The 17,784-nt window shown below is 71.5% G+C and carries 14 protein-coding genes; 8 read left to right on the top strand and 6 right to left on the bottom strand.

The genetic code is table 11. The annotated features are described in order from the left end of the window. Nucleotides 1-54: 54 nt before the first annotated feature. Complete coding sequence (locus tag JFN87_RS05405; RefSeq protein WP_209338727.1) at nt 55-1,080, bottom strand: glycoside hydrolase family 6 protein; 1,026 nt, start codon at nt 1,078-1,080, stop codon at nt 55-57. Nucleotides 1,081-1,214: 134 nt separating this feature from the next. Between JFN87_RS05405 and JFN87_RS05410 the strand changes: the two genes are divergently transcribed. The 3 genes from JFN87_RS05410 (at nt 1,215) to icmA (ending at nt 3,923) form a co-directional block, all read left to right on the top strand. Then, complete coding sequence (locus JFN87_RS05410; RefSeq protein WP_030899989.1) at nt 1,215-1,754, top strand: MarR family winged helix-turn-helix transcriptional regulator; 540 nt, start codon at nt 1,215-1,217, stop codon at nt 1,752-1,754. A 43-nt stretch (nt 1,755-1,797) separates the two neighbouring features. After that, nucleotides 1,798-2,136, top strand: a complete 339-nt coding sequence (locus JFN87_RS05415; protein WP_209338728.1) for a DUF3817 domain-containing protein — start codon at nt 1,798-1,800, stop codon at nt 2,134-2,136. Between the two features lie 86 nt (nt 2,137-2,222). Beyond that, nucleotides 2,223-3,923: a coenzyme B12-dependent isobutyryl-CoA mutase large subunit gene (gene icmA / locus JFN87_RS05420; protein WP_209338729.1), complete on the top strand. Its 1,701-nt coding sequence runs from the start codon at nt 2,223-2,225 to the stop codon at nt 3,921-3,923. 23 nt (nt 3,924-3,946) lie between these two features. On the opposite strand, the gene JFN87_RS05425 is transcribed toward icmA, so the two are convergent. Further along, entirely contained in the window at nt 3,947-4,669 is a 723-nt protein-coding gene (locus tag JFN87_RS05425) for a TetR/AcrR family transcriptional regulator (protein ID WP_209338730.1), read from the bottom strand. 255 nt (nt 4,670-4,924) lie between these two features. Between JFN87_RS05425 and JFN87_RS05430 the strand changes: the two genes are divergently transcribed. From JFN87_RS05430 to JFN87_RS05445, 4 genes are all read left to right on the top strand, one after another. Then, nucleotides 4,925-5,899: a tetratricopeptide repeat protein gene (locus JFN87_RS05430; protein ID WP_209338731.1), complete on the top strand. Its 975-nt coding sequence runs from the start codon at nt 4,925-4,927 to the stop codon at nt 5,897-5,899. A gap of 779 nt (nt 5,900-6,678) precedes the next feature. Further along, the gene (locus JFN87_RS05435) at nt 6,679-7,329 is read left to right on the top strand and encodes a DUF6230 family protein (RefSeq protein WP_209338732.1); all 651 of its coding nucleotides are present in this window, start codon (nt 6,679-6,681) and stop codon (nt 7,327-7,329) included. 125 nt (nt 7,330-7,454) lie between these two features. Continuing rightward, complete coding sequence (locus JFN87_RS05440) at nt 7,455-8,045, top strand: DUF6114 domain-containing protein (protein WP_209338733.1); 591 nt, start codon at nt 7,455-7,457, stop codon at nt 8,043-8,045. 16 nt (nt 8,046-8,061) lie between these two features. Beyond that, nucleotides 8,062-9,540 carry a hypothetical protein gene (locus JFN87_RS05445; protein ID WP_209338734.1) on the top strand — a complete coding sequence of 493 codons (1,479 nt, stop codon included), beginning with the start codon at nt 8,062-8,064 and terminating at the stop codon, nt 9,538-9,540. Nucleotides 9,541-9,647: 107 nt separating this feature from the next. On the opposite strand, the gene JFN87_RS05450 is transcribed toward JFN87_RS05445, so the two are convergent. Continuing rightward, entirely contained in the window at nt 9,648-11,006 is a 1,359-nt protein-coding gene (locus JFN87_RS05450) for an MFS transporter (RefSeq protein WP_209338735.1), read from the bottom strand. Nucleotides 11,007-11,126: 120 nt separating this feature from the next. On the opposite strand from JFN87_RS05450, the gene JFN87_RS05455 reads away from it, so the two are divergent. Continuing rightward, complete coding sequence (locus JFN87_RS05455) at nt 11,127-12,575, top strand: aromatic amino acid ammonia-lyase (protein ID WP_209338736.1); 1,449 nt, start codon at nt 11,127-11,129, stop codon at nt 12,573-12,575. A gap of 124 nt (nt 12,576-12,699) precedes the next feature. Here the strand turns inward: JFN87_RS05455 and pyk are convergent, their stop codons facing one another. From pyk to pta, 3 genes are all read right to left on the bottom strand, one after another. Next, a complete protein-coding gene (gene pyk / locus JFN87_RS05460; protein ID WP_209338737.1) occupies nt 12,700-14,127 on the bottom strand; it encodes a pyruvate kinase in 1,428 nt (475 codons plus the stop codon). A 74-nt stretch (nt 14,128-14,201) separates the two neighbouring features. Further along, complete coding sequence (locus JFN87_RS05465) at nt 14,202-15,491, bottom strand: acetate kinase (protein WP_209338738.1); 1,290 nt, start codon at nt 15,489-15,491, stop codon at nt 14,202-14,204. Further along, nucleotides 15,488-17,662 carry a phosphate acetyltransferase gene (pta, locus tag JFN87_RS05470; protein WP_209338739.1) on the bottom strand — a complete coding sequence of 725 codons (2,175 nt, stop codon included), beginning with the start codon at nt 17,660-17,662 and terminating at the stop codon, nt 15,488-15,490. Before pta ends, JFN87_RS05465 begins: the two co-directional genes overlap by 4 nt. Between the last annotated feature and the right edge of the window lie 122 nt (nt 17,663-17,784).

Consider the following 17,784-nt stretch of genomic DNA (forward strand, 5'->3'; position numbering starts at 1 on the left):
GGGGAGCTGAGCGGCCGCGACCGCGCGGACGGCGTCCCCCCGGGCGGGGCGCCGTCAGCTCTTCGCGCGGCGGGCGAGCCCGAGGGCGTACTCGGGCCACCAGCTGCCCGCCGCCGGCCCGCCGCGGCACGTGCCGTCGGAGTCGCCCGGGCGCTTGATCCACAGGTAGGCGTCGAGCAGCGGATCGCCTGTGCTGGTGCTCGGCGCCCTGCCGAGCGCGCGGCCCGGCGGGTTGCACCACGCCTCGTCGCCGCGGCCTCCCGGCAAGGGGCCCGCGCCGTTGCGGCTGGTGTCCATCACGAAGTGCGCGCCGCCGAGCGCGCCTGAGATGGCGGCGCCGTAGCGCTTGACCGCGTCGTCGCGCTGGAAGTTCGACACGTTGAGGGAGAAGCCGTCGGCCCGCGCGACGCCCGCGCGCTTCAGCGCGTCCGCCATGCGCCCCGTGTCGGCGACCCAGGCGGGGTTGCCGGCGTCGAGGTAGACCTTGGTGTGCGGCTGCTGCTTGAGGCGTGTGACCGCGGCGGACAGCAGCGTGTAGCGCTCCTGCTGGAGCTCGGGCGGGGTGCAGCCGTCAGCCAGGTGCGGCAGGGCGTCGGGCTCCAGGACGACGAGGGCGGGCGCGTCGCCGATGGCACTCGCGAAGGCGTTGATCCAGCTCTGGTACGCCTGTGCGTCGGCGGCGCCGCCCGCCGAGTACTTGCCGCAGTCGCGGTGCGGGATGTTGTACGCGACGAGCAGCACGGTCCGCCCGGTGGGGGCGGCCGACCGCACGGCGTGCCGGATCTCAGGGCCCGGATCGTCGCCCGCGGGCCAGTCGGCGACCGGCCGCCGGGAGATGCGCTGGAGCAGCTTCGCGTCGGCCGACCGCCCCTCGGCCTGCCACTTCTTCACCTGCCGTGCGGCGTCGCTGTCGGGGTCGACCCAGTAGGGGGACGCGGCGTACGGGGCGGACTCGCCGCCCACGACGGACGCGTGGCCGTCCCCGTCCCCGCCGGCCGAGCAGGCAGCGGCGGCGGGGCACAGGGCCAGCGCGAGGGAGACGGGGAGGGCTGCGAGGCGGGGGTGAGGGCGGCCGGGCATGGGGCATATCGTGACATGCGACGCATTACGCACGTGTGTGCGCCACGCGCGGAACGTGGCCGGGTGGCAGCCGGGCAGTGACCGGGGAAGATGCCGGGGGCGCGGGCATATCATCCCTCGGTAGGGTCGGGGGCGTGCCGAAGCCGTTGAGCCTGCCCTTCGACCCCATCGCCCGCGCCGACGACCTCTGGAAACAGCGCTGGGGCCCCGTCCCCTCGATGGTCGCCATCACGTCCATCATGCGCGCGCAGCAGATCCTCCTCGCCGAGGTCGACTCCGTCGTCAAGCCGTACGGGCTCACGTTCGCGCGCTACGAGGCGCTGGTCCTGCTGACCTTCTCCAAGGCCGGCGAGCTGCCCATGTCCAAGATCGGCGAGCGGCTGATGGTCCATCCCACGTCCGTCACCAACACCGTCGACCGCCTCGTCAGGGCCGGATTCGTCGACAAGCGCCCCAATCCGAACGACGGCCGCGGCACCCTCGCCTCGATCACCGAGGAGGGCCGCAAGGTGGTGGAGGCCGCCACGCGCGACCTGATGGCCATGGACTTCGGGCTCGGCGCGTACGACGCCGAGGAGTGCGGCGAGATCTTCGCGATGCTGCGCCCACTGCGCCTGTCCGCCCAGGACTTCGAGGAGCGCCGGCCGCCCGAGCGGCGCGGCGGCGAGTGGTGACCCGCGCGAAGATCGCCCGTATCGTGCCACTACGCTCTTGCGTATGAAACGAAGTGTGCTGACCCGTTATCGGGTGATGGCGTACGTCACAGGCGTGCTCCTCATCGTGCTGACACTGGGGGTCATCGCCAAGTACGTGCTCGACATCAACGGAGCGGCGGGCTTCGTCGAGGTCGTGGGCATCGCGCACGGCTGGCTCTACATCGTGTACCTGATCTTCGCCTTCGACCTGGGCTCCAAGGCCAAGTTCCCCGTGATGCGGCAGCTGTGGGTCCTGCTCGCGGGGACGCTGCCCACGGCGGCCTTCTTCGTCGAGCGCCGGGTCTCCCGCGAGCTCGAGGCCAAGGTCGTCGACCCGGCGCCCGCCACCGCCAAGGCCTGACCGACGGCGCACGGCACCGCCGCGTGACGATGTCCGCGGCGGTTTGCCATCGACATTTACTTTGACGTCCTAGTAAATTCGGGTGCATGGACGCTGACGCGATCGACGAGGGCCGCACCCGCTGGCAGGCCCGGTACGACAAGGCCCGCAAGCGCGACGCGGACTTCTCGACCCTCTCGGGCGACGAGGTCGCTCCCGTGTACGGACCGCGGCCGGGGGACACGTACGAGGGATTCGAGCGGATCGGCTGGCCGGGGGAGTACCCGTTCACCCGGGGCCTCTACCCGACCGGGTACCGGGGCCGCACATGGACCATCCGCCAGTTCGCCGGGTTCGGCAACGCACGCCAGACCAACGAGCGCTACAAGACCATCCTCGCCAACGGCGGCGGCGGCCTCTCCGTCGCCTTCGACATGCCGACGCTGATGGGCCGCGACTCCGACGACCCGCGCTCGCTCGGCGAGGTCGGGCACTGCGGCGTCGCCATCGACTCGGCCGCCGACATGGAGGTCCTCTTCGACGGCATCACCCTCGGCGACGTGACGACGTCCATGACGATCAGCGGCCCCGCCGTGCCCGTGTTCTGCATGTACCTCGTCGCCGCGGAACGCCAGGGCGTCGACCCGGGCGTGCTCAACGGCACGCTCCAGACCGACATCTTCAAGGAGTACATCGCCCAGAAGGAGTGGCTCTTCCAGCCCGAGCCGCACCTGCGCCTCATCGGCGACCTGATGGAGCACTGCGCGACCGCGATCCCCGCGTACAAGCCGTTGTCGGTCTCCGGCTACCACATCCGCGAGGCGGGCGCGACGGCCGCGCAGGAGCTCGCGTACACGCTGGCCGACGGGTTCGGCTACGTGGAGCTCGGCATCGCGCGAGGCCTCGACGTCGACGTCTTCGCGCCCGGCCTCTCGTTCTTCTTCGACGCGCACGTGGACTTCTTCGAGGAGATCGCCAAGTTCCGCGCGGCCCGCAGGATCTGGGCCCGCTGGATGCGGGACGTGTACGGCGCCACCACGGACAAGGCCCAGTGGCTGCGGTTCCACACCCAGACCGCGGGCGTCTCGCTCACCGCGCAGCAGCCGTACAACAACGTCGTGCGCACCGCCGTGGAGGCGCTCGCCGCGGTGCTCGGCGGCACCAACTCGCTGCACACCAACGCGCTCGACGAGACGCTCGCACTCCCCAGCGAGCAGGCCGCCGAGATCGCGCTGCGCACGCAGCAGGTGCTGATGGAGGAGACGGGGGTGGGCAACGTCGCCGACCCGCTGGGCGGCTCCTGGTACATCGAGCAGCTCACCGACCGGATCGAGGCGGACGCCGAGAAGATCTTCGAGCAGATCACGGAGCGCGGCAGGCGCGCCCATCCCGACGGCAAGCACCCGGTCGGCCCGATCACCTCCGGCATCCTGCGCGGCATCGAGGACGGCTGGTTCACCGGCGAGATCGCCGAGTCCGCGTTCCGCTACCAGAGCGCCCTGGAGAAGGGCGACAAGAAGGTCGTCGGCGTCAACGTCAACACCGGGTCCGTCACGGGCGACCTGGAGATCCTGCGCGTCAGCCACGAGGTGGAGCGCGACCAGGCGGCGACGCTCGCCGCGCGCAAGGAGGCGCGCGACGACACGAAGGTCACCGCGGCGCTGGACGCGATGCTGGCCGCCGCACGCGACGGGTCGAGCATGATCCCGCCGATGCTGGACGCGGTACGCGCGGAGGCCACCCTCGGCGAGATCTGCGGCGCGCTGCGCGACGAATGGGGCACGTACACGGAGCCGCCCGGCTTCTGAGGACGCGGGTCACGGCGGCCGCCCTAGGAGCCGGCGTCGGCCGCCCTCGGCTCCTGTGGGCCCTGGGCCGGGGCCGGGGCCGTGGGCCTGGCCGTGGCCGCCGCGCCGGCCGGGGCGCGCTGGGCCGTCAGGCCCGTCAGCACGAGCTGCGTGAGGCGGCGGGCCCAGTCGCCGTCCACCGGCTCCGCGCTGACCAGCGTCCTGTGCACCACCGCGCCCGCGACCACGTCGAAGATCAGGTCGGTGTCGCGGGCCGCGGCCGCCGGGTCCGGCGGCGGCGGGATCTCACCGCGTTCCTGGGCGCGCTCGCGGCCCGCCACCACCAGGTGCTTCTGCCGGTCCACGATCGCCGTGCGGATGCGCCGCCGCAGCGCGTCGTCGCGGGTGGCCTCGGCGATCACCGCCATCAGCGCCGTCTTCGCCTCGGGCCGTTCGAGCAGCGCGCCGAACTGGCGCACCACCGACTCGACGTCCGCCGGCAGGCTGCCGAGGTCCGGCAGCCGCAGCTCGTCGAAGAGGACCGCCACCGCGTCGACCACCAGCTCGTTGCGGCTCGGCCACCGCCGGTACAGCGTCGTCTTTGCCACGCCCGCGCGCGCCGCCACGTCCCCCATCGTCAGCTTCGACCAGCCGAGTTCGACGAGCGCCTGCCGGGTGGCCGCCAGGATGGCCGCGTCGGCCTCGGGGCTGCGGGGGCGGCCGGTGCGCCCCTGGTGCATACCTTCGGGGCCGGTACGGGTAGGCATGGCGGCGACCCTACCGGCCGGGCGCTGTGAGACAGGTCATGCGGTGATCCGCCCCGAACGCCGGCCGGTACAGTTACGCTACGAGTCGTAGCGAAAGACCTCTCGGCGAGGTCGGAGCGACAGCCACAGGCGCCTGGTGGGGACCCGGCGCCGCAAGCCGGGCGCACGGGGCGCCACGGGGGCGTCCCGTGCGCCGCCCACCACGGGGAAGCGGCACGTTTCCGAAACCGCGCGCGGAAGGGGGAGGATGTACCCATGCAGCCTAGGAACATGTCCATGAGCGGCGTCGTCGACCTCGCCGCGGTGAAGGCGGCCGGCGAGGCCAAGACGAAGGCGGAGCAGGCACGCGCCGAGACCGCCCGCCAGGGCGGTGCGGGCGCGGTGCCGGCGTCCAGCCTGGTGATCGACGTCGACGAGGCGGGCTTCGAGAGCGATGTCCTGCAGCGCTCCACCGAGGTGCCCGTCGTCATCGACTTCTGGGCGGAGTGGTGCGAGCCGTGCAAGCAGCTCAGCCCCGTGCTCGAACGGCTGGCCCTCGAGTACAACGGCCGCATCGTGCTGGCCAAGATCGACGTGGACGCCAACCAGGCGCTGATGCAGCAGTTCGGCATCCAGGGCATCCCGGCCGTGTTCGCGGTGGTCGCGGGTCAGGCGCTGCCGCTGTTCCAGGGGGCGGCCCCGGAGGCGCAGATCCGTCAGACGCTCGACCAGCTCGTCCAGGTCGGCGAGGAGCGCTTCGGGCTCACGGGCATCGCCGTGGAGGCGGGCGGCGAGGGCGCGGAGCAGCAGGAGGCGCCCGCGCCGCCGCCAGGACCGCACGACGCCCTGCTCGAAGCCGCCGTGCAGGCGCTCGACGAGGGCGACTTCGCGGGCGCCGTCCAGGCGTACCGCAACGTGCTGTCGGACGACCCGGTCAACACCGAGGCGAAACTGGGCCTCGCGCAGGCCGAGCTGCTGGGGCGCGTCGGCGGGCTCGACCCCCAGCAGGCCCGCAAGGACGCGGCCGACAGCCCCGCGGACGTCGACGCGCAGCTGGCCGTGGCCGACCTGGACCTCGCGGGCGGCCATGTCGAGGACGCCTTCTCCCGCCTGGTCGAGACGGTGCGCGGCACGGCGGGCGACGACCGGGAGAAGGCCCGGCTGCGTCTGCTCGAACTGTTCGAGGTCATCGGCGGCGACGACCCGAGGGTGGCCGCCTCGCGCGCGGCGCTCGCGCGCGTCCTGTTCTGACGAATTCCGAAAGGACCTGACGGGCCGTCGGGAATTGGGCGGGCCCGGATGCAGCGCGGAACGCACCGCGCTGCATCCGGGCCCGTCGCGCGTTTTCGGATGCCGGAGTTCCGTGTGAGGCGCACGGGAGTGCTGTGACCGGTGATTTGATGGAGCTGTGGGACGGATGTGACGATCCGGTGTGGCCGGGAGAGTGGGCGTCCGCGACCCGGTGCGGATTTGGCGACAAGGCGATGACGGGTTCATTGCTTTACCAAGACTTGACCTATGCCATCTTTGTTACTCGCAGTAAATCACCCTCTCCCTTCTGCCCGGTTTTCCGCATCGATCGTCCTACTTGTTCCAACCACCGGTAACACCCTGTGTGCCGGTCCGGCGCCCCTCGGTTGCCACCGGGTCGCCCGGCCGTTACTGACTAGTAACGAAGGCCCTTGTGTCCCGGCCGCGAATGGACCACCATCGTCGACGCTCGGTCCAATACCGCACCAGCACGGCAACCAGTCGCGTCACGTCGGTCCTGGGTCCCCACCGGGTGGGTCGGCGGGTCCAGTGAACCGCCGGCTCGGACAGGGGGGTTCCCGCCCAACAGGCGGGGCCTGTCCGAAGGTTGCGCCACGGCGCGATCAGTGGTTGTCGCTCGGGGGTGATCGACCGGTGGTTCGGGCGCGGTTCGCGCACGGCGAAGCGGGCGCTCTCCTTCCGAGGACGTAGCACTTCTCCCCATCCCATGGCGGGCCCACGTCCGCGTGGCGATGTACGTCCGAGAAGGAGGAAATCGCATGGAGTCCCCAGTACGTGGTGGGACCAGATGGAAGCGCTTCGCGGTGGTCATGGTGCCGAGCGTGGCCGCGACGGCCGCGATAGGCGTCGCCCTGTCGCAGGGGGCGCTCGCCGCGTCCTTCAGCGTGTCGGGGCAGAACTTCAAGGTGAAGGCGAGCAAGCTCGTCGGCTACGGCTTCACCCAGTACGGAAACGTCGACTACGGCGTCAAGGACAACAACGGGAAGAGGACCGCGCATCCCGTCGCGGTCAACGGCTTCACGCGCGCGAGCATCACCGACCTGTGCCAGTCGGTGGTCACGCCGGTACCAGGCATCGGTGACGTCACTCTCCTGCTCACCGCGGGTAACAAGGGTACGGATGTCAAGGCCAAGAATCTCTACATCGACCTTGATGACCTGAGCACGACGAACGCCACGTTCACCGACATCAACATCGGTGTGGCGCAGGGCGCGACGAATGACGGCAAGCACGCAGGTGTCGCTCCGGGTGACCAGGACCCGAAAAAGAGCGGGGGGTTCGCCCAGGACGCGAGCAAGGCCGTGCTGACGGGTGTTCAGCAGCAGGCGTGGGCCACCACGGCGGGCACCTTCAAGCTCGCCGACCTCGGCCTGACGCTCAAGAGGGGCAACAACCCCTGTTACCACTAGGCACTCGCCGGCGGGCGGGGGCAACGTGCCGCAGGGCATTCACCCGCGGTCGCGCACCTCGCCCGCCACCACCTCAAACTCATGGCATTCCGCACGGTAATGCCGGTTCCAGGGAGCTGTTTTCCATGAGCGCCGAGACCGCGGACACCCTCGTGCCCCAGGAGCGTGACGGCGGGTTCAGGTACTGGCGGCTGAGGTTCCGCGCCTGGCGCGGGCACCGGCCGTTCTGGGCCGGGCTGATCACGCTCGTCAGCGGACTGCCGATCGGATACTTCCCGTACGCCCACCTTCACCTCGGCAACCTCACCCTCGCGATGTCCACGACGGCCGGCGCCGGATCGCTGATCATCGGCGTCCTGCTGGTGACGCTCGGCCTGACGATGTGGTTCCACTCCATCGTCCGGGTGTTCGCCGGCATCGCCGCGATCCTCCTCGCCCTGGTCTCGATCCCGGTGTCCAACCTGGGCGGCTTCTTCGTCGGATTCCTCCTCGCCCTCATCGGCGGCGCGCTCTCCGTGTCCTGGGTGCCCGAGAAGGCGAAGAGGCGGACCGCCGAGGACGAGGCCGCACCGGAGTCCGCCGGGATCGCCGAAGCCGCGGACACCGCAGACACGGACGCCGACCCGCTGCTGCCGGGCCCGCGCGCGGGGGTGGAAGCGGATGTGACGGACACGCGCACGGACTGGTTCAAGGGCGGGAGGCACAGTGCGGGCTGACGACGACACGCGGCCGGTGCCCGGTTCCGCCGCGGATGTCGACCTCACGCGAGCGAGAGCCCGGCACGCGGCGCCGAGGAAGTCGCTGCTGACCAAGATCCACATACCCGCCGGCAAGGCCATGGCCCTCGCGGCGATGCCCACGGCCGTGTTCGTCGGCATGAGCCTTACGCCGAAGCTCGCCATGGCGGACGACAGCAAGGCGGCCCCGTCCACCTCGGGTGCCTGTGTGACCCGGTCGGACGAGCCCAGCGCCTCGGACTCGCCGTCGCCCTCCGCCTCGCCTTCCGACTCGCCGTCCGCGTCGGCGAGCCCGTCGTCCAGTGACGGCACGTCGTCCAAGGGCGGCAAGGACAGCGGCAAGAGCGGCAGCGGCAAGGCTTCCGACGGCGGCAAGGCCTCCGGCGGCGGCTCGTCGGACCCGCAGCCGTCGGCGACATCCTCGGCGTCCCCCACGCCCACGCCCGACCCCAGCACGTCGTCACCGTCGTCGCACAGCGGCAGCGGGGGCGGCGGCCTGCTCGGCGGGCTCGGCTCCGCGCTCGGCGGCCTGCTCGGCGTGCACAGCGACTCCTCGTCGCCGTCCCCGAGCGCGACGCCGTCCCACGACACCACGCCGAGCCCGTCCGCCTCGCACTCAGCGACGTCCTCCAAGGACAGCAAGGGCGACGGCGGCTCGTCCAAGGACACCTCGTCCAAGGACACCTCGGGCAAGGCCGGCGACGCGCTGGGCAAGACGGTGAAGGGCACACTCGGCGGGCTCTCCAAGGCCGCGAAGGACGCGGGAAAGTCCGCGTCGTCGTCGAAGTCGCCTTCCGCGTCGGGCTCGTCGGACAGCGGCAAGAAGGACGGCAAGGACGGCAAGGGCGACGGCTCGTCCGAGAGCGCCACCCAGTCGAAGGAACAGGCGATCAGGGACCTGCTGACGCACAAGGGCGTCAAGTTCAGCGACGCCACGGCCGACACCAAGAGCGCGGACACCAAGGCCGGCAGCGGCTCCTGCGACGAGGGGCCCTGCGACCTGCTCCCGATCCTCAAGCCGCCCACGCAGGACGCCAACGCGCCCACCATGGCCGCCGACCCCTGGCACCTCCAGAGCAGCAATCTCAGCCTCAAGGGCCTGTGCTACCGGGGGCTCGTGGACATCAAGACCGCTTCAGGAGCGACGAAGCGGGTCATGAAGTTCACGGCGGACTCGATCGGCATCAAGGACCTGCACCAGACGGTCGACAACCGTGACGGCCATGGCAACATCGTGCGGCACACGGAGATCAAGACGAAGCCCGGTACCACCTCGACCATCGACGGCCCCGTGACCATGTACACGGAGAAGCTGTCGGGCAACCTGCTCGGCCTGCTGCCGATCACGTTCAGCCCGGACTTCCCGCCGCCGATCCAGATCCCGTCGGTGTTCTTCACCAACGCGAAGGTCGACCAGGCGGGCCAGTTCGGCGGCACGCTGAAGATGCAGGGCCTGCACAACTTCATCGACTAGCCCGACCCGCACACGCGCGTGAGCGGGCCCGCCGTCCCCTCCCCGGGGGCGGCGGGCCGCTCTCACGTAGGCGTGCCCGGGCCCGCGGGACCCGGGTACGGGATGCGTCACTCCAGGATCACGTCCGAGGTCTCCGGTGCCCAGACGACCGAGACCAGCGCGCCCAGGACGAGGAACGCGGTGAGCGCCGTCATCGAGGTGGAGAAGCCCAGGTGGTCGATGCTCATCGGCAGCAGGAACGTGCCCGCCGCCGAACCGACCCGGCTGACGCCGTTCAGCAGGCCGACGCCCGAGCTGCGCAGGGCCGTCGAGAACAGCTCCGGCGGGTAGACCTGGTCGAGGTTGGACGCGGCCGACATCGTAAATGTAAAGACCAGGAACAGCACGAACAGCACCACGGAGGGGCCGCCGGGCCACAGGCCCAGCGGGCCGAGCGCCAGTGCCATCACCACGAAGGAGGCGATCACGAAGCCGCGGCGGGAGAAGCGCGCCGTGAACCAGAGCCCCGCGATGCTGCCGAGCAGCAGGAAGACGTTGAGCAGCCCGTCGCCGAGGAAGCCCTCCTTGAGGTGGAACTTCGCCATGACGACGGGCAGGAACGTGTAGATCGCGAAGTACGGGATGACCTGGCAGTTGTAGTACAGGACGCCGAACGCGGTCTTGCGCCACTGGTCCGCGTCGAACAGCCGCCGGTACGAGCCCGCGGGCCGCTCGCCCGCCTCCTGCGCGGCGCCCGCGCGCGCCCCGGCCGCGATCGACTCGAAGTCGACGTGCTCGCCGATGTAGCGCGCCACGACGGCGCGCGCCTCGTCGAGGCGGCCCTTGCTCACCAGCCAGCGCGGCGACTCGGGCGTGCCGATCCGCAGCAGCAGGACGACGGCCGCCGGCACGGCGCCGCTCGCCAGCAGCCAGCGCCAGCTGTCGCCGCCGTACCCGATCAGCCAGTTGCCGAAGAAGTACGAGCAGATGTAGCCGACCGTCCACATCGCGGTGAGCGACGCGAGGAGGAACCCGCGCTGGCGGCGGGGGCAGAACTCGGCGACGAGTGTCGGGCCGATGGCGTAGTCCGCGCCGATGCCGATGCCGATCAGGATGCGCAGCACGAACAGCGGGCCGGCGCCCTGGACCCAGAACTGGGCGACCGAGGCGAGGGTGATCAGCAGGAAGTTCAGCATGTAGAGCTGCTGGCGGCCGATGCGGTCGGCGAGTGCGCCGAGCGAGATGCTGCCGATGAAGATGCCGATGAGGGCCGAGGCGCCGAGCAGCCCCTCCCAGACGGAGCCGAGGTGCATCTGCGGGGTGATCAGGGTGAGCGCGATCCCGATGACGCCGAGTTGGTACCCGTCGGAGAAGTTCGCGCCGAACGTCAGCGCGGTGATCTTGACGTGGAATCTGTTCAGCGGCGCGTCGTCGAAGGAGACCCTTCCGTCCTTCGTGGCCTGCGTCGTCAGGTCGTGATCAGGCATCGTTCCACTTGGTCCCATCCGCGGGGGAGCCCGAAGGGCCCGCCCTCTTGCCAAGGTACTGAATAACAAGTTTCATGGAGCCTCATTCATGAATGAATAGCTGTCAAGGAGGTGAACGGCATGGATCCTGACCATGTCCGAGTCGACGGGCGCGGACTGCGGTGCGAGGAGATCGCCGCGGTCGCCAGGCGCGGCGCGTCGGTCAGCCTCGACGAGAAGGCGCTGGACCGCGCGCTCGCGGCCTACCGTGTGGCGCGGGACAGCGAGACCAAGCGCGCCGTCTACGGACGCACCACGGGCGTCGGTGCCAACCGCCACGAGGTCGTCGACCCCGAGGCCGCCGACCAGCACGGACTGCGCCTGCTGCGCAGCCACGCGGGCACTTCGGGACCCCGCGCCCCGGAGGCCACCGTAAAGGCAACCCTGCTCATCCGCCTCAACCAGCTCGCCGCCGCGGGCAGCGGCGTCCACCCCAGGCTGCTCGAAGCGCTCGCCGCCGCGCTGCGCGAGGGCGCGGTCCCCGCGCCGCACGCGCGCGGCTCCATCGGCACCGGAGACCTGGGCGCGCTCGCCGAGATCGCGCTGACGCTCGCGGGCGAGCGGCCGTGGGGGAGCGGGCACCTCGACCCCGTGCCGATCAGCCCCGGCGACGCGCTGGCCTTCATCTCGAGCAACGCCGCGACCCTCGCCACGTCCGTGCTCGCCTGGTCCGACCTGCACCGCCTGCTGCGCGCCAGCCATGTGGTGGCCGCGCTCTCCTACGTCGCGCTGAACGGCTCGCCCGAGGCCTTCGCCACGCGCGTGCACGCGCAGCGCCCCCACCCGGGGTCCGTGCACTGCGCGGCCGAGATGCGGCGGCTGCTGTGGGGCGAGGACGAGCCGGCCGAGGGCGCGAGGCTCCAGGACCCCTTCGGGCTGCGCGCCTTCCCGCAGGTGCAGGGCCCCGCGCTGGAGGCGGCCGACGCGCTCAGGGCAATCCTGGAGATCGACGTCAACGCCGCGGCCGAGAACCCGTTCATCGACGTGGAGAGCGGCCGGGTCTACCACCACGGCCACTTCGCGACCTCGCACCTCGCGCTCGGCCTCGACCGGCTGCGTGCCGCCCTGCACCACGTCGCCGAGCTGTCGAGCGCCCGCCTGAGCGACCTGGTGGAGCCCGACCTGACCGGCCTGCCGCCGTTCCTCGCGGACGGCCCGTCCGGCAGCTCGGGGATCATGATCCTCGAGTACGTCTCGCACGACGCGCTCAGCAGGCTGCGGCACGCGGCGTCCCCTGTGACGCTCGGCACCGCGATCATCTCCCGCGGCCTGGAGGACCACGCGAGCTTCGCCTCGCAGGCCGCGCACAGCACGGCCGAGGCGGTCAGCGCCTACCGCACCGTCCTCGCCTGCGAACTGGTCGGCGTGGTCAGGGCGCTCTCCCTCAGGCCGGTGCCGCTGCCGGACACGCCCGTGGCCGAGGCGCTGCGCCGCGGTTCCCAGGCGCTCCCGCTGGTGCGCGAGGACCACCCGCTGACGGCGGAGATCGCCGCCGCGGAGAACATCGTCCCGCTCCTCGCCGACCTGTGACCCACCCGCGAGGCCGTGGGCGCGCGCCCCGCGAGGCCCGCACACGGCCGCGGGCCGCACCGTGCCCGTACCCGCCGGGGTACGAGCGCGGTGCGGCCCGCGGTGCGGCCGTCTCCGCCGCCGGTCAGCTCTGCGCGCCGCCGAGGTGGTGCACCCTGACCATGTTGGTGGTGCCGGGGACGCCGGGGGGCGAGCCGGCCGTGATGACCATGGTGTCGCCCTCGCCGAAGCGCTGGAGCTTCGACAGCTCCACGTCCACCAGGTCGACCATCTCGTCCGTGGTGCCCACCCACGGCACGACGAACGACTCGACACCCCAGCTCAGGGCCAGCTGGTTGCGCGTGGACTCGTCGGTCGTGAACGCCAGGATCGGCTGGCAGGCGCGGTAGCGGGACAGCCGGCGCGCGGTGTCGCCCGACTGCGTGAAGGCGACCAGCGCCTTGCCGTCGAGGAAGTCGGCGATCTCGGAGGCCGCACGGGCGACGGAACCGCCCTGGGTGCGCGGCTTGCGCCCCTCGACCAGCGGTTCGAGGCCCTTGGAGAGCAGCTCCGTGTCGGCGGCCGTGACGATCTTCGACATCGTCTTGACCGTCTCGACGGGGTAGGCGCCCACCGACGACTCGGCCGACAGCATGACCGCGTCCGCGCCGTCCAGGATCGCGTTGGCGACGTCGGACGCCTCGGCGCGCGTCGGGCGGGAGTTGGTGATCATCGACTCCATCATCTGGGTCGCCACGATCACCGGCTTGGCGTTGCGGCGGCACAGCTCGATCAGCCGCTTCTGCACCATCGGGACCTTTTCGAGCGGATACTCGACGGCCAGGTCGCCGCGGGCGACCATGACGCTGTCGAACGCCGCGACGACGGCCTCCATGTTGGCGACGGCCTGCGGCTTCTCGACCTTCGCGATGACCGGGACCCGGCGCCCGACCTCGTCCATGACCTTGTGGACGTCCACGATGTCCTGCGCGTCCCGCACGAAGGAGAGCGCGACCATGTCACACCCCATGCGCAGGCCGAACCGCAGGTCCTCGATGTCCTTCTCGGACAGCGCGGGCACGTTGACCGCCGCGCCGGGCAGGTTGATGCCCTTGTGGTCCGAGATGACGCCGCCCTCGATGACCATGGTCCGCACCTGCGGGCCCGAGACCTCGACGACCCGCAGCTCGACGTTGCCGTCGTTGATCAGGATCGGGTCGCCCTTGGCGACGTCGCCCGGCAGCCCCTTGTAGGTGGTGCCGCAGATGGACTTGTCGCCCGCGACATCCTCGGCGGTGATGGTGAACTCGTCACCGCGCACCAGCTCGACGGGGCCCTCGGCGAAGGTCTCCAGGCGGATCTTGGGCCCCTGGAGGTCGACCATCACGCCCACAGCGCGGCCGGTGTCGGCCGCCGCCTGACGGACGCGGTCGTAACGGCCCTGGTGCTCCTCGTGGCTTCCGTGGCTCATGTTGAGGCGGGCCACGTTCATGCCGGCCTCGATGAGAGCCTTCAGCTGCTCGTAGGAATCAACGGCGGGGCCCAGTGTGCAGACGATTTTGGAACGGCGCATGAGGCTGATCCTATCGGTTTGTTTCTACGCGGAATATTCCGACTGGCGGAAAGTACAAATGGGCGGCGCCCCGCTCAGGCGTGCCCTTCTACAGCGCTCTGGCGACCACTTTCGCGACCGCCTTCGCGACGGCTTTCGTGGGCGCCTTCGCTACCGCTTTCGCCGGCGCCGGCGAGCGCGAAGGTCTGCTGTGCGATCTCCAGCTCCTCGTCGGTCGGAATCACGGCCACCGCGACCCGGGCCCCATCCGGCGAGACGAGCCGGGGCCCGCCGCCGCGCACGGCGTTGCGTGACGGGTCCACCGCGAGCCCCAGGCCGTCGAGGCCCGCCACGGCAGCCTCCCGCACCTCCGCCGCGTTCTCGCCGACCCCCGCCGTGAAGACCACCGCGTCCACCCGGCCGAGCACCGCCAGATAGGCGCCGATGTACTTGCGCAGCCGGTGGGTGTAGATGTCGAACGCGAGGCGCGCCTCGTCGTCGCCCTCGTCGATCCTGCGGCGGATCTCGCGCATGTCGTTGTCCCCGCAGAGGCCGACGAGCCCGCTCTTCTTGTTCAGGAGTTCATCGATGGCGTCGACCTCCATCCCGGCCACCCGCGCCAGATGGAACACCACGGCCGGGTCGATGTCCCCTGACCGCGTGCCCATCACGAGCCCTTCGAGGGGCGTGAGGCCCATCGACGTGTCCACGCACCGGCCACCCGCGACGGCCGAGGCCGACGCGCCGTTGCCCAGGTGCAGCACGATCACGTTGGTGTCCTCGTACGGGCGGCCGAGCAGTTCGGCCGCCTTGCGCGACACGTACGCGTGCGACGTGCCGTGGAAGCCGTAGCGCCTGACCCTGTGCTCGTCGGCCGTCGCCCTGTCGATCGCGTACCGGGCCGCGTACTCGGGCATGGTCGTGTGGAACGCGGTGTCGAAGACGGCCACCTGCGGCAGGTCGGGGCGCAGCTCGCGCGCCTGGCGGATGCCCAGCAGATTCGCCGGGTTGTGCAGCGGCGCCACGGGCACGAGCCGTTCGATCTCGGCGATCACCTTGTCGTCGATCAGCGTCGGCTCGGTGAACCGCAGGCCGCCGTGGACCACCCGGTGGCCGATCGCCACCAGCTCGGGGGAGTCGAGGCCGAGGCCGTCCCGCGCCAGCTCGGCGGCGGCCGCGCGGAGCGCCGCGCTGTGGTCGTCGATCCGCTCCGTGTGCTCCCTGCGGGCGCCGTGGGACGGGGAGTGCGCGATGCGGGAGGTGGACTCGCCGATCCGCTCGACGAGGCCCGTGGCGAGGCGCTCGCCCCCGTTCATGTCGAGCAGCTGGTACTTCACCGACGAGGAGCCGGAGTTGAGGACCAGGACGCGGGCGGGGGTGCTCATGCTGATGTTTCCTCCTGTGCTGCCGTGGCCGCCTGTGCCGGCGGGGGTGTCTGCGCTGTCTGCGCTGCCTGTGCCTGGATCGCGGTGATCGCGACGGTGTTGACGATGTCCTGGACGAGTGCCCCGCGCGACAGGTCGTTCACCGGCTTGCGCAGACCCTGCAGCACCGGGCCGACGGCGACCGCGCCCGCGGAGCGCTGCACGGCCTTGTAGGTGTTGTTGCCGGTGTTCAGGTCGGGGAAGATCAGCACCGTCGCCCGGCCGGCCACCTCGGAGTCCGGCAGCTTCGTCGCGGCGACCGACGGCTCGACCGCCGCGTCGTACTGGATGGGGCCCTCGATGAGCAGTTCCGGGTGCGAGGCCCTGACCAGGCGCGTCGCCTCCCTGACCTTGTCGACGTCCGCCCCGGAGCCGGACGTGCCCGTCGAGTACGACAGCATCGCGACGCGCGGCTCGACGCCGAAGCGCGCCGCCGTCGCCGACGCCTGGACGGCGATGTCCGCGAGCTGCTCCGCGTCCGGGTCGGGGTTGACCGCGCAGTCCCCGTAGACGAGCACCTTGTCGGCCAGGCACATGAAGAACACCGACGACACGATGGCGGCCGGAGGGCGCGCGGCGCCGTCGCCCTCTTTCTCGCCGCGCGCGGCGCCCGTGCTCTTGATGATCTCGAACGCGGGGCGGATGGTCGCGGCCGTGGAGTGCACCGAGCCCGAGACCATGCCGTCCGCGAGGCCCGCGTCCACCATCAGCGTGCCGAAGTAGTTGACGTCGGCCACCACGTCGTACGCCAGCTCCACCGTCGCGCCGCGGTGCGCCCGCAGCTGCGCGTACCGCTCGGCGAAGCCCTGCCGCAGCTCGGAGGCCGCGGGGTCGATCAGCTGCGCGTCGCCCAGGTCGGCGCCGAGGTCCGCGGCCTTCTTGCGGATGGCGTCCGGGTCGCCGAGCAGCGTCAGGTCGCACACGTCCCTGCGCAGCAGCACGTCCGCGGCGCGCAGCACCCGCTCCTCCGTGCCCTCGGGCAGCACGACGCGGCGGCGCAGCGAGCGGGCCTGCTCCAGCAGGTCGTGCTCGAACATCATGGGCGTGACGCGCCCGCCGCGCGCCACCGAGAGCCGCTCGACGAGGCCGGCCGTGTCCACGTACCGCTCGAACAGGCCGAGCGCCGTCTCCGCCTTGCGCGGCGTCGCCGCGTTGAGCTTGCCCTCCAGGGCGAACAGTCGCGCCGCCGTCGGGAAGGACCCCTCCGCCACCGAGATCACCGGCGTGCCGGGAGCGAGCCGCTCGGCCAGCTTCAGGATCGACCCGGCGGGCCGCTCACCCATCGTGAGGACGAGCCCCGCGATCGACGGCGTGGACGCGGAGTGCGCGGCCAGCGCGCCGACCACGAGATCGGCGCGGTCGCCCGGGGTGATCACCATGCAGCCGGGGGTCAGGGCGCTCAGCAGGTTCGGCAGCATCGCGCCGCCGAAGACGAAACCGAGCGCGTCACGCGCGAGGCCGGAGTCGTCGCCGAGCAGGACCGTCCCGCCCAGTGCCCTGGTGACCTGGGCGACGGTCGGCGCGGCGAGCGCCGGGTGGTCGGGCAGCACGTAGCACGGCGCGGGCACCTGGGCGCGCAGGCCCTCGGCGATGGCGTCGCGGTCGTCGGCCGCGACCCGGTTGACCACCAGGCCCATCACGTCGCAGCCGAGCGCCTCGTAGGCACGGAACGCGTTGCGCGCCTCGGCGCGCACGGACTCGGCGCCCTGGCCCTTGCCGCCCACCACCGCCATGACGGACGCCCCGCACTCGTTCGCGAGGCGCGCGTTGAGCGCCAGCTCGTCCGGCAGCTGCGTGGCCGCGAAGTCCGTGCCGAGCACGAGGACCACGTCGTAGTCGCGCGCCACCCGGTGGAACGACTCGACGAGGCGGGACACCAGCTCGTCCGTGCCGCGCTCGGCCTGCAGCGCCGAGGCCGTGCCGTAGTCGAGCCCGTAGACCGTGTCAGGGTCCTGGGTGAGCCGGTAACGCGCCCTGAGCAGCTCGAACATCCGGTCAGGGCGGTCGTGGACCAGCGGCCTGAACACCCCCACCCGATCCACCTGCCGGGTCAGCAGCTCCATGACCCCCAGCTCGACCACCTGCCTGCCGTCACCGCGGTCGATCCCGGTCACGTACACGCCGCGCGCCACGCCTGCTCCCCTCGTCCCGTCCACTCGCCCGGTTGTCTTCGGGCATGCCCCCTTGACAGTAACCCGATCAGATGCTTAGAGCGGGTGGGACGGGCGCCGCGCGCTGGAGACGGGCGCCGTGC

Source organism: Streptomyces montanisoli, assembly GCF_017813245.1.
Taxonomy (GTDB): domain Bacteria; phylum Actinomycetota; class Actinomycetes; order Streptomycetales; family Streptomycetaceae; genus Streptomyces; species Streptomyces montanisoli.